This is a genomic window from Anaerococcus sp. AH8042_DFU013_CI05 (assembly GCF_047936775.1).
Lineage (GTDB): Bacteria > Bacillota > Clostridia > Tissierellales > Peptoniphilaceae > Anaerococcus.
In genome coordinates this window covers 725219-738684 of record NZ_CP175954.1, presented here as the reverse complement: position 1 = coordinate 738684, position 13466 = coordinate 725219, and the positions used below count along the sequence as shown (strand labels likewise).

11 protein-coding genes are annotated in these 13466 nt (G+C 30.0%); 7 read left to right on the top strand and 4 right to left on the bottom strand.

Going from position 1 to position 13466, the window contains the following annotated elements:
• Both ACKRLN_RS03900 and ACKRLN_RS03895 read left to right on the top strand, forming a co-directional pair.
• Positions 1–2157, top strand: coding sequence for an ATP-dependent RecD-like DNA helicase (locus ACKRLN_RS03900; protein ID WP_416335318.1), 2157 nt, complete (start codon positions 1–3; stop codon positions 2155–2157).
• Complete coding sequence (locus tag ACKRLN_RS03895; protein WP_416335317.1) at positions 2150–2776, top strand: ComF family protein; 627 nt, start codon at positions 2150–2152, stop codon at positions 2774–2776. The genes ACKRLN_RS03900 and ACKRLN_RS03895 overlap by 8 nt, the downstream gene beginning before the upstream one ends.
• Here ACKRLN_RS03895 and ACKRLN_RS03890 read toward each other — a convergent pair.
• The 4 genes from ACKRLN_RS03890 to ACKRLN_RS03875 all read right to left on the bottom strand — a co-directional run bounded on the left by ACKRLN_RS03890 (position 2773) and on the right by ACKRLN_RS03875 (position 6414).
• On the bottom strand, positions 2773–3321 hold the full coding sequence (locus ACKRLN_RS03890; RefSeq protein ID WP_416335316.1) for a hypothetical protein: 549 nt from the start codon (positions 3319–3321) through the stop codon (positions 2773–2775). The two genes, ACKRLN_RS03895 and ACKRLN_RS03890, sit on opposite strands and share 4 nt — an antisense overlap.
• An 85-nt stretch (positions 3322–3406) precedes the next feature.
• Positions 3407–4792: a thioether cross-link-forming SCIFF peptide maturase gene (scfB, locus tag ACKRLN_RS03885; protein ID WP_416335315.1), complete on the bottom strand. Its 1386-nt coding sequence runs from the start codon at positions 4790–4792 to the stop codon at positions 3407–3409.
• 79 nt (positions 4793–4871) lie between these two features.
• Positions 4872–5021: a six-cysteine ranthipeptide SCIFF gene (gene scfA, locus ACKRLN_RS03880; RefSeq protein ID WP_203126650.1), complete on the bottom strand. Its 150-nt coding sequence runs from the start codon at positions 5019–5021 to the stop codon at positions 4872–4874.
• Between the two features lie 64 nt (positions 5022–5085).
• Complete coding sequence (locus ACKRLN_RS03875) at positions 5086–6414, bottom strand: aminotransferase class V-fold PLP-dependent enzyme (RefSeq protein WP_416335314.1); 1329 nt, start codon at positions 6412–6414, stop codon at positions 5086–5088.
• 77 nt (positions 6415–6491) lie between these two features.
• Between ACKRLN_RS03875 and ACKRLN_RS03870 the strand changes: the two genes are divergently transcribed.
• The 5 genes from ACKRLN_RS03870 to nrdG all read left to right on the top strand — a co-directional run bounded on the left by ACKRLN_RS03870 (position 6492) and on the right by nrdG (position 13449).
• On the top strand, positions 6492–7010 hold the full coding sequence (locus ACKRLN_RS03870; RefSeq protein WP_203126648.1) for an adenine phosphoribosyltransferase: 519 nt from the start codon (positions 6492–6494) through the stop codon (positions 7008–7010).
• A gap of 170 nt (positions 7011–7180) precedes the next feature.
• Positions 7181–8098: a DnaJ domain-containing protein gene (locus ACKRLN_RS03865; RefSeq protein WP_203126646.1), complete on the top strand. Its 918-nt coding sequence runs from the start codon at positions 7181–7183 to the stop codon at positions 8096–8098.
• Positions 8099–8101: 3 nt separating this feature from the next.
• The gene (gene clpB / locus ACKRLN_RS03860) at positions 8102–10687 is read left to right on the top strand and encodes an ATP-dependent chaperone ClpB (protein WP_416335313.1); all 2586 of its coding nucleotides are present in this window, start codon (positions 8102–8104) and stop codon (positions 10685–10687) included.
• Positions 10688–10834: 147 nt separating this feature from the next.
• Entirely contained in the window at positions 10835–12955 is a 2121-nt protein-coding gene (nrdD, locus tag ACKRLN_RS03855) for an anaerobic ribonucleoside-triphosphate reductase (RefSeq protein ID WP_416335312.1), read from the top strand.
• Positions 12952–13449 carry an anaerobic ribonucleoside-triphosphate reductase activating protein gene (gene nrdG, locus ACKRLN_RS03850; protein ID WP_416335311.1) on the top strand — a complete coding sequence of 166 codons (498 nt, stop codon included), beginning with the start codon at positions 12952–12954 and terminating at the stop codon, positions 13447–13449. The genes nrdD and nrdG overlap by 4 nt, the downstream gene beginning before the upstream one ends.
• Positions 13450–13466 lie beyond the last annotated feature (17 nt).

Below are 13466 nucleotides of genomic sequence, written 5' to 3'. Positions count from 1 at the left end.
ATGAAAATAGAAGGTATAGTTACTAACATAATTTATAGAAATGAAGATAATGGCTACAATATTATTGTAGTTGAAACATCTGATTCTGATATAACTTGTGTTGGGACTATGCCTTTTTTTGATGAAGGGGATAATGTTGAAGTTGATGGTGAATTTGTTTATCATGATAAATATGGTGAACAAATTAACGTTTCTTCAATAAAACTTCTAAAGCCATCAGGCAAAGATGCTATAGTTAGCTACTTAGCAAATGCTAATATTAAAGGAATTGGTAAAAAAACAGCAATTCAGATTTATAATGAGTTTGGTGAAGATGCTATTGATATCGTATACAATGAACCTGACAAATTAGTGGTGATTACTGGGATAGGTAAGAAAAAAATAGATGATATCAAACTTACAGCAGAAGAAACAAGAGATTCCAGAAATACCATGCTGTATTTACAAAGTCTTAATATTTCTTATAATCTTGCCATGAAGATATATAAATTTTATGGTGAAGATGCTATTGAAATTATAAAAACAAATCCTTATAAGCTTGTCGATGACATAAGTGGGATAGGATTTGCTATGGCAGATAATATGGCAAGAAATATGCAAATTGTATCAAATTCTGCTTTTAGAATATCAGCTGGTATAATCCACACCCTAAATTATGAGTCAGAATTTAATGGTCACACATCATTAAAAATGGATTATGTTGTCAAAAAAGTCTCCAAACTTTTAATGATAGACGAAGAGTATGTGGTTGAACAAATAAAAAACGACTCTTTAGCGGGTAAATTATATATTGTTTTAATAAATAATGAAGAATTTGTTTACAAAAATACTTTATATAAGGCTGAGAAATATATAGCTGTAGCATTAAAGCAGAAAAAAGAGAGTGAATATACTTTTGATGTAGAAATTAATGAAGATTTAAGTGTTTTTTCAGATGAACAACAAATAGCGATAAATGAAGCTTTCAAAAATATGTTGATGGTAATAACAGGGGGACCTGGAACTGGTAAAACAACAATTATTAACGCTATTAAAAAAATTCTAACAAAAAATAATTTGACATATGCAATGCTAGCCCCAACTGGAAGGGCTGCTAAAAGAATACAAGAATCAACAGGAGATGAAGCATATACTATACATAGACTGCTAGGAATAAAACCTGATGAAAATATAGCTGAGTACAATGAAGAAAATCCAATTGATAAAGACTATATAATTGTAGATGAAGTGAGTATGGTCGATATTTATCTTATGAAGTCACTATTAAGTGCAATAGCTCCTACTACTGCTCTAATTTTGGTTGGGGATAGTAATCAGTTGCCATCAGTAGGACCGGGCAATATTTTATCTGATATCATAAATACAGGTATAAAAACAATTCGTCTTAAAAAAATATTTAGACAAGGTCTAGAATCAAACATTATTGTAAATGCTCACAAGATTAATAACGGGGAATACCCAATTGTAAATGAGTCAGGTAAAGATTTCTTTTTTATAGAAGCGGATAGGAATAATTTTACAAATATTCTTTCGAACTTAGTAAATCAAAGATTACCAAAATTTTATGGTTTTGATAAGATAAAAGATATTCAAATATTATGTCCTAGTAAAAAAACTCCTTGGGGTTCTGCAAGTATTAATGAGAATATTCAGTCAGTATTAAATCCGTCTAAAAATGAAATTAAGTTTAATGATAGGATTTTTAAATTGAATGATAAGGTTATGCAAATTCGAAATAATTATGACCTAGTTATAGAAAATTCCCTAACTAATGCTGATGGCGTTTATAATGGTGATATTGGTTTTATAAACAAAATAGATAAGCAAGAAGAGAGTTTAGAAGTTGAATTTTATGATGGTTCACTTGTACATTATAAAAAAGAAGATATAAAAGATTTAGATTTATCGTATGCCATAACTATTCATAAGTCACAAGGATCTGAATTTGATTGTGTAATTATACCAATGATGCAAGTTGCACCTATGCTATTAATACGTAATCTACTATATACTGGAGTAACTCGTGCAAAAAAATTAGTTGTTTTGGTAGGCGAAAAGAGAATTATAAAAAAGATGGTAGATAATAATACATCTAATAAAAGATATACTAATTTAAGTTATTGGATAAATGAAATGGAGAATGTAGATAATGATTGATTTTCTATTTTTGGATAAAAATATATGCTACAATTGCAAAAGAAATGAAAGTGTAGCTCATTTTTTATGTAAGGATTGCCTTAAAAAATTGGATTATGTAGCCAATAAGTTTAGTATAGAGAATTATAATTGCCATGCAGTTTATTTTTATAATGAAGTTATGAAAAAATTAGTTGCTGATTATAAATTTAATCGAAATACATCTTTAGCTAAGGTATTTTCAAGTATTGTTTACGATTATGCTAGAATTAATAATCTTTTTGACTGTGATTATATTTTGCCTTCTCCAAGTTCAAAATCTACTTTAAATAATAGGGGATTTGATCATATTAAAATGATTACCGATCATTTTATTGATGATGTAGCCTGTGAGTATCTTATGGATTTTAGAAAGATAAAAAATACCCAGGCCCAACATAATCTTGGAAAAGAAGATAGGGCGCTTAACTTAATAGATGCTTTTTCAATTGAGCAAGACTTAACAGAAAAAAGTGTTCTATTGATAGATGATTTAATAACTACGGGTAATACTGCGATGGAAATTATAAAAGTCTTAGAAAAAAACAATGTAAAAGAGGTGATAGTTTTAGCTATCACCTCTGAACGTAGGATTAATTAGATTGTAGCTGGTGTTCTAAAGAAGAAGTACCAGATTGCCCATAGAATTAATAGTAACAATACCCAGAACCACCAATTTGAATAGAAAGGTTTATCTTCTACACGATTATTTGTATTTTTTACCCCTCTATGTCTATCAGTGTGAGTTGTTGTGTTTCTATTGGAATCTTCACGTGTTGTAGTGCCTTCTGTATTTACTCTTTTATAATCAGATGTATCTACAGTTTCTGTATCATTAACAGCATTGAACTTGTTATTTTCGTTGAATTTATTATTTTTATTAAATTCATCAAAATCGTGTTCTACTTTAGTTTTTGCCTTGTTAAAATCATCTTTAACTTCAGCCTCAGCTTTGTTAAAGTCATTTTCTAAATGTGTTTTTGTAGTATCGTAATCATCTTTTATATTTTTCGCTGTGTGGTCAAAATCTTCTTTAAGATTTTCGCCTGCTTTATCAAATTCTTTTTTTACATTTTCAGTATTAAGATTGTCATTATTTCCAGATTCAAAAGTTCTTTTTTCATCAGTCATAATATTATCCTCCATTGTTTCTTATATTATAAAAATACCCAATAATATATCTTTTATTCACATATATTATTAGGTATTTATACTTATATATATAAAAAATTTATGCTAGAACTTCACTTGACTGAGACTTTTTCATATATTCGTATATTTTAATAGCTATCGCCATTTCGATTCTTTTTCTAAATAGATTGCACGAATATTCATGTGTTTTATTTATGTCACCATTGGCATTGTAGTTATTTGCAGCGCAACCACCAGAGCAATACATATTTGCCCAACAAGTTTTACATTCTTCTTTTGAGTAGCAGTTACAAGTTTTAAATTGTTCTACTAGATCATTTCTTACTATACCTTCATCAAGATTTCCTATTACAAAGTCATCATTTCCAACAAATTGGTGGCATGGATAAAGTGTACCAGTAGGGGTTACAGCCATATATTCTGTTCCCGATCCACATCCTGATAATCTTTTATGGGCACAAGGTCCATTTTCTAAGTCAATCATGTAATGGTAAAATATAAATTCATCATTGTTATCAATAGCTTCCATCATCATGTCAGCTAGTTTTCCGTATTGATCGTATAAAATTGGGAGATCTTCATCTTTAAGTGCGTAGTCAGATTCAGAGTTACCCACAACTGGCTCAAGAGATGTCCTTTTAAACCCAAGATCTAAATAAGTCTTTACATCATTAGTAAAATCTAGGTTATTTGCTGTATAAGTTCCACGCATATAGTATTCTTTGTCACCGCGCTTTTTGACAAAGTTTTGGAATTTTGGAACAACTGTTTCAAAAGAACCTTTGCCACCAATAGTTTTTCTAAATTCATCATGAGTTTCTTTTCTACCATCTAAAGAAAGAACAACATTTTTCATATTTTCATTTAGATAATCAATTTTATCATCATCTAAAAGCATACCGTTTGTTGTAAGAGTGAAGTTAAAGTGTTTGTTGTGTTTTTCTTCGAGACTTCTTGCATAGGCAACTGTTTCAGTTACAACATCCCAATTCATTAGTGGCTCTCCACCAAAAAAGTCTACATCAAGGTTGTAATGTTTGCCAGAATTCGCAATTAAAAAGTCAATTGCTTCTTTTGCAGTTTCCTTTGTCATTATTGCATCAGGTCCGTGATATTTACCGCCCTTAGCAAAACAATATTCACAAGATAGGTTACAAGTATGAGCTACATTTAAGCAAATAGCTTTTACATTTGTAGGTCTTTTTGTAACATCAATAGATAAATCAGAAAAGTTGTCTGTAGTAAATAACATACCTTCGTTTTCTAATTCTTGAACCTCATTGTAGGCTTCTTCAAATTGGTCATCTGAAAGATTGTATGTAGATAGGGTATTTTTTATTTCTTCCTTAGAATGATCTTCATACAATGAGATAATTTCATAAGTAACATCATCAACAGCGTGGACAGCGCCACTATATGTATCTAAAACTATATTAAAGCCCTTGGCCTTATATTGGTGTATCATATATTCTCCTTAAAATGTAATAATAGTATTATACTAAATTGATAGGAAATAATAAAGAAAAAAAATAAGGGCCTGGCCCTTATTTTTCTTTTTTGCTAACGCACTCTTGGTTAGCTACTCCACAGCTAGTTTTGCAAGCTGATTGGCAAGATGTTTGGCATTCACCACATCCACCATTCTTTTTTGATTTATGGAGATTTCTTGTATTAAGTGTTACAATTCTTTGCATATGTATTCTCCTTTATGTACGTATTTATAATACGATTTTATAATAACAGTTTTAAGAAAAAAAGTCAATCAATTATTGATATTTCCTTATCAATATTTAATTCTATACCATTTTTTTGCATATCCTGAATATTTTTAATCAAATGACTATCTATTATTTCTCCAGGAACTATTAGCGGTATTCCTGGAGGATAGGCATAAACAAATTGACCTGAAATTTTGCCTATTGATTTTAAAATACTAACATTACTTTTATTTTTTAAAAGCGCATCGCTAATATTAAATTCAATTTTTGGGATATTATATGAGAAATTTTGAATGTTATTTCCAAAATCAATTTTATTATCAATCTTAATCAAGGCTTTTTTTAATCTTTCAAAAGCATATTTTTTATCAAATATTGTTGAAATGAGTAAAGCATACGCAGGGTAAGACATTTCAATTTCTATTTTTTCATTTCTTAATAATTTTTGCAAGTCATTTCCATTTATATTTGAATGGGCTGTTGATATTAATATTTTAGACCTATCTTTATTTGGAGCATCTATTATATCTAGATTTCTTAGTTGCAAATTATAAATATCATCTAAATTTTTTTCTAAGATTTCAAACATTCTGTAAAACTCATCAAATTTTTCAACCATCTCATCTATTGATTGCATAATAATATATGAGGGGGATGAACTTTGAAATATCGCCATATTTGTTTTGATTTCAGGGATGTATTTTTCATTATTTATTAATACACATGCTGCTGGTGTAAGTCCTGATAAATTTTTATGAAAAGATGTAATAGCAATATCAAATTTATCCGACCAATTTTTATTTAAAATTAAATGTGATCCGTGGGCTAGGTCTACAACTAAGGGTACATTTGCTTTTTGGCACTCATTATATATTTTTTCCAAATCCAAATTATATCCCTCGTATGATGGGGAAGTTACAACAACTGCAGCAAATTTTTTACTAGCAAGTTTATTTTTAAAATCATCAAAACCAATATCTATTACTGCATTATTTTCGCTTAGGATAACATCTATGTATGAAGACTCTAAATTATTAAGCTCGATTGCGTTATAAACAGCTTTGTGAGATGTACGTTCTATTAAAATATCTTTATTTTCATAAGTTAGAGCTCTAATAACAGATAGAATCCCACATGTAGAACCATTTGTTGAAATAATAGCTTTTTTTACCTTATATATATCTGCAATTCTATTTTCTAATTCCAATAATATATCTTTTGGATCATTTAGGTTATCAAAACCATCTATTTCTGTAAGGTCTCTTTGATATGGTAAATCATTTCTTAAAATATCCGTTCTTTTTGCCCCAGGCATATGAAAGGGATAGTAGTCATTTTTTAAATATTTATCTAATTTTTCATTTAACATAATTACTCCTAATGATACTTTACAATAGTATTTATAATTAACTAGAAAATTATGGTATAATCTATTTGGAGGATAGAATGGATTTAAAATCAACAATTAGAGTTATTGAAGGATATCCAATTGAGGGAGTATCTTTTAAGGACATTACAACATTATTAAAAGATAAAGAAGCTTTTAAGTATTCTTTAGATTTGTTAGAAGAAGGCCTAGAAGGATTAGAATTTGATTATATTTTAGGAATTGAATCTCGTGGATTTATATTTGGAGCACCTTTAGCTGATAGACTTGATAAAGGATTTGTACCTGTAAGAAAACCAGGTAAATTACCAGGTGAGATTGAAAAAATATCTTATGACCTTGAGTATGGAAATAACGAATTAGAAATGCATAAGGATGCTATTGGAAAAGGTGATAAGGTTATTATTATTGATGATCTTATAGCTACTGGTGGGTCTGCAAAAGCAGCTGCGAAGCTTGTCGAAACTTTAGGTGCAGAAGTTACTGCATTTGAGTTCTTAATTGAGCTTGAAGATTTAAATGGCAGAGAAGTTTTAAAGGACTACAATGTTATTTCATTAGTAAAATACGACCATTAATAGGAGCCTTTTTAAGGCTCTATTTTTATATATCCTAAGTCTATATTTAATATAGTTAAATTTATGATAAATCTACTTGCACATATAAATAGTGATAGTATAGTTTAATTAAGGTCAGAGATGGTCAAATAAATAATAAAATATTTAATAATTAAAACGATGGAGGCAATATGAAATATAGAGATTATTATGAAGTATTAGGGGTTGATAAAAAAGCAAGTGACACTGACATAAAAAAAGCTTATAGAAAACTTGCCAAAAAGTATCACCCAGACCTTCATCCAGATGATAAAGATGCAGCAGAAAAATTTAGTGAAATAAACGAAGCCTATGAGGTTTTATCAGATCCAAAAAAACGTAAAAAATATGATAAGTTTGGTAATAGTGCAAATTTCTCAGGTGGTCAAAACTTTGATCCTAGCGATTTTGGATTTGATTTTGGAAACTTCGGTGGTGGGTCTTACTCCTATACTACAGGTTCAGATAGTGGTTTTTCTGATTTTTTTGATGGACTATTTGGTGGCTTTGGTAGAAGTACTTACCAAAGAGCTGGATCACGTAGGGCATCAAGTACGACTAATGCAAAAAAGAAATCAACTATTGACACAAGAATTTTACTAAGCATAGATGAGGCTCAAAAAGGAGCTAATAAATCTGTTGCAGTTAAATACGATAATGAAATTAAAAATGTAGAAATTAACATACCAGCAGGTATAAAAAATAATAATAAAATAAAAGTAGATGGCTCAAAATATGGTATAAACGCTTATATTTTAGCTAAAATAATCATCAAAGATGAAGAAGATAGAAGGCTTGATGGAATAGATATTATCCAAAGAGAAAAAATATATCCATGGCAAGCTTATTTTGGTACAAAAAGAAAAGTAAATACTCCAGATGGTAGCTTGATGGTAACCATACCTGAAAAAGTAAATTCTGGTCAAAAGATAAGACTTAAAGGTTATGGATATAAAGATAGAAAAAATAATAAGGGTGATTTAATCCTAGAAATTATCATTGATAACCCAACAGAATTTAATGATGAAATGATAGACTTATATGAAAAATTAAATGAAATGGAGGGATAAATTATGGACTATAACAAATTTACACAAAAATCACTAGAAGCTATAAATAATGCCAATAGCTATGCAATTAAAAATAGTAATCCGGAAGTAAATGAAATACATTTAAATTATGCTTTAATAGAAAACTCTGATTCCATAGTTTCTCAAATCGTTAAGACTATGAAAGTAGATTTTGAAGCTTATAGAAATGAAATAAGAAATATGATGGATAGATTGCCACAAGCAAGTGGTGGATCTGACATCTACCCAACACAAACTCTTTCAAGAATATTACTAAAAAGTGAAGATGAAGCAGAAAATATGGGTGATAGTTTTGTATCTATGGAACATATTTTTTTAGCACTTTTAAATGAAAAAACACAAGTTAGTGATATAAATAAAAGATATGATCTAAACTATAGAGAATTTAAAAATTCTATAGATAAGGTCAGGAAAGGTCAAAAAGTGACGACAGAAAATCCAGAAGAAACAAACAACCCACTAGAAAAATTTGGTAGAGATTTAACCCAAGAAGCCAGAGAAGGAAAAATAGATCCTGTTATTGGTCGTGATAGTGAGATTAGAAATGCACTTAGAATTTTATCAAGACGTAAAAAAAATAACCCAGTATTAATTGGTAATCCTGGTGTTGGTAAGACTGCTATTGTAGAAGGGCTAGCACAAAGAATTGTAAATAACGACGTGCCAGAACCATTGCAAGGTAGAACAATTTTCTCACTAGATATGGGTGCATTAGTAGCAGGTGCAAAATACCGTGGTCAATTTGAAGAAAGACTTAAAGCAGTATTGGAAGAAGTTCAAAATTCAAATGGTCAAATAATAATGTTTATAGACGAAATTCATACATTAGTAGGAGCTGGTAAGACTGAAGGTGCGATGGATGCGTCAAATATTATGAAACCAATGCTAGCACGTGGAGAAATAAAAGTTATAGGTGCAACAACTTTAAATGAATATAGAGAATATATCGAAAAAGATGGAGCGCTTGAAAGACGTTTTCAAAAGGTAATGGTAAACGAACCTACAGTTGAAGATACTATAAGTATTTTAAGAGGTATCAAAGATAAATACGAGATCTTTCATGGTATCCGCATCCAAGATAGCGCAGTAATTGCGGCTGCAGAATTATCTGATAGATATATTACAGATAGGTTTTTACCTGATAAGGCTATAGATCTTATGGATGAAGCATGTGCAACAGTTCGTACAGAAATAGACACTATGCCAACATATCTTGATGAACAAAAAAGAAAATTATTACAATTGCAAATTGAAATAACAGCTCTTAAAAAAGAAGAAGATGAATCATCTAAAGAAAAATTAACTATACTTGAAAAAGAGTTAGCAGACTTATCTGAAAAATATGATGAAGACTTCTTAAAATGGAAAGAACAAAAGTCATCAATCGATGATGTAAAAAATATCAAAGAAGAAATTGATAAAGTAAATAATGAAATTGAGCAAGCGGAGAGAAACTACGACTTCGAAAGACTTTCTGAACTTCGTTATGGAGCATTGCCAGCTTTAGAAGAAAAACTTGAAAAAGCAAGTGAACTTTCACAAAAAGATAATGAAGATGCTATAAAAGAACAAGTCACAGATGAGGATGTAGCAGATGTAGTTAGCAACTGGACAGGTATCCCTGTAAATAAGCTTGTAGAAAGTGAAAGAAGTAAAATACTAACTCTTCCTGAAAAATTGCACGAAAGAGTAATTGGCCAAGACCAAGCTATTACTGCAGTTTCAGATGCTATTATCAGAGCAAGATCTGGCCTAAAGGATGTTTCAAAACCAATTGGTTCATTTATTTTCCTAGGACCAACAGGAGTTGGTAAAACAGAACTTGCCAAAGCATTGTCAGAAGCTATGTTTGATGATGAAAATCACATGATAAGAATAGACATGTCAGAATACATGGAAAAATATTCTGTATCTAGATTAATAGGTGCATCACCAGGTTACGTTGGCTATGAAGAAGGTGGCCAATTAACAGAAGCAGTCCGCCGTATGCCTTATTCAGTAATATTATTTGATGAAATCGAAAAAGCCCATCCAGATGTATTTAATATATTATTACAAGTTTTAGATGATGGTAGACTCACAGATAGCATGGGTAGGACAGTAGACTTTAAAAATACAATCATAATCATGACATCAAATATTGGTAGTCAATATCTAATCGATGGTCTAAAAGATGATGGAACAATTGATGATGAAAATAAAAGTCTAGTAGAAAATTCATTAAGGGCATCATTTAAGCCAGAATTCTTAAACAGGATTGATGATATAGTTATGTTTAGCCCACTAACAAGTGACCAAGTTTATAATATCATTGACCTACAAATAAATGAAATTAGAAAAAGACTTAAAGATTTAAATATTGACCTAGAAATTACACCAGCTGCCAAAGAATATATCCTAGATCATTCTTATGATGTAGAATATGGTGCAAGACCGGTAAAAAGATATTTACAAACAAATGTAGAAACTAAGCTCGGTCGATTAATCATAGAAGGAAGAATAAGAGCAAAAAATACAGCTGTTTTAGATGTGGATGAAAATAAAGAATTATCATTTATCAAAAAATAAATAAACTTTTAAGTAAAAGAGGTGCTTGGCTTTATTCCAACATCTCTTTTAATATCCCTAGCTTAATAGTCAGATATACTATATATGGTATATACTTTTATTTGAAAACTAGATATGGTATACTAACGAAAGTATAGGAGGAATAATATGTTACAAGTTGTAAAAAGAAATGGTGAAAAAGCTGATTTTAAAGAAGAAAAAATATCTGCTGCTATCCTTAAAGCTATGAATTCTCCAAGTGGAGTTTATATTAAGGATCAGCCAGAAGAAATAGCATACATAATAAAAGAAAAATATAAGGATAAAAATGAGATTTCTATTTATGATATAGAAGAAGCAGTTTATTATGAGCTGATTAGAAATAATAACCCAGCCACTGCTAGAGCCTATGAATCATATAAATCAATCCAAGCTTATAAAAGAGAACAAAATACCTCTGACAATGATATCTTAGGATTACTCAATCAAACAAATGTTGATGTTATGGATGAAAACTCTAATAAAAATCCCTTAATAGCTTCCACTCAAAGGGATTTGATAGCTGGAGAGGTTGCAAAAGACATAGCAAAAAGAAAACTAATTCCAGCCCACTTAGTAGAAGCCCATGAGTCAGGAGCTATACATATCCATGATTTAGACTATTTAATCCAACCAATTTTTAACTGCTGCCTAGTAGACATGAAAAATATGTTAGATGAAGGAACAGTTGTAAATGGAAAGTTGATAGAAAGTCCAAAGTCATTTCAAGTAGCTTGTAATGTGATGACACAAATCATTGCTCAAATTGCTTCCAATCAATATGGTGGCCAATCTATAAATATATCCTGCCTAAGTCCATATTTAAAAAAATCTTATGATAAAAATTTAAGACTAGCCAAAGAAACTTTAGCAAGCGAAGATCAAGCTTTAGCTATGGCTTCTGCAATGACTCAAAAAGATTTAGAATCAGGTATACAAACTATCCAATATCAAATAAATACTCTTATGACTAGCAATGGTCAGGCTCCTTTTGTGACCTTATTTATGCACACAGATGAAAATGATCCATACCTAGAGGAAACAGTAAAGATAATAGAAGAAATCTTAAAGCAAAGAATCAAGGGCATTAAAAACGAAGCAGGGGTATATGTTACTCCAGCCTTTCCAAAATTAATTTATGTTTTAGATGAAAACAATATAAAAGAAGATAGTAAATACTATTCGCTTACTAATCTTGCTGGAGAGTGCACTGCAAAAAGAATGTATCCGGATTACATATCTGCTAAAGAAATGAAAAAAAACTATGAAGGGAATGTATTTTCTCCTATGGGATGTAGAGCCTTTCTTCCACCATATAAAGATGAAAATGGCAAATATAAATTTGACGGAAGATTTAATATGGGTGTCTGCACTATAAATCTTCCTCAAATTGGTATCTTAGCTAAAAATTATGAAAAAAAATTTTTTGAGATATTAGAAAAAAGATTAGATCTTGTAAAAGAAGTAGGTCTTTTAAGATATCATCACTTATCAAAAGTTACAAGCGATAGCTCACCAATCCATTTTCAACATGGAGCTATAGAAAGGTTACCAAAACACACACCGATAAAACCACTACTTGAAAATGGTTACGCTACAGTAACCATAGGTTATATTGGTATTTATGAAGCAAGTAAACTTGTAACAGGTAAATCCCACACCAGCAATGAGGGAAAAGAATTCGCTCTAAAAATTATGAAACTTTTAAATGAGAAAAAAGAAAAATGGAGCGAAGAATACAATATTGCTTTTGCAGTTTATGGAACACCTGCTGAAAGTCTTACCCATAGATTTGCTAGTATTGATAAGGATAGATTTGGAGAAATAGAAGATATAACTGATAAGGGTTATTATACAAATTCTTTCCATGTAGATGTTAGAGAAGAAATATCAGTTTTTGATAAATTTGACTTTGAAGCAGAATTTCAGTCCTTATCTACTGGGGGTTGTATTTCATATGCAGAAATTCCAAATATGACAGCTAATATTGATGCTATAATGACTATGATTAAATATATTTACGATCACATCCAATACGCTGAATTTAATACCAAGCTTGATTATTGTAATGAATGTGGTTTTGATGGAGAAATACTATTAAACGAAAGAAATGAATGGTATTGTCCAAATTGTGGTAACAAAGATAGAAACTCTCTTACTGTAGTAAGAAGAACTTGCGGTTATCTGGGAGAAAATTTTTGGAATGAAGGAAGGACAAAGGAAATTAAGGCTAGGGTGCTACATATATGAATTACGCACAAATAAGAAAATATGATATTGCAAATGGTCCTGGAATTAGAACTAGTATTTTCGTAACTGGATGTAGTATAAATTGTAAAAATTGTTTTAATAAAGAATATCAAAATCCTAACTTTGGAAAAGTCTGGACTGATCAAACTACTAATGAAGTAATAAGTTATCTAAAAAGAGATGAAGTAAGTGGACTAACAATCTTAGGAGGAGAGCCATTTGAAAGTGCTCATGAACTAACAGATATAGTTAGAGTAATAAAAACTCAAGTTAATAAAGAAATTTGGATATACTCAGGATATAGCTTTGAGAATTTGATTGCAAATAAAATCCAAAAAGATTTACTAAAAGAAATTGACGTACTAGTGGATGGTCCATTTATCGAATCTAAAAAAGATTTAAAATTAAGATTTCGTGGATCATCTAATCAAAGAATTATAGATGTAAAAAATAGTCTTATAAATAATGACATTGTCCTTTTAAATGGGTATTAATAATTTATAAAATATTT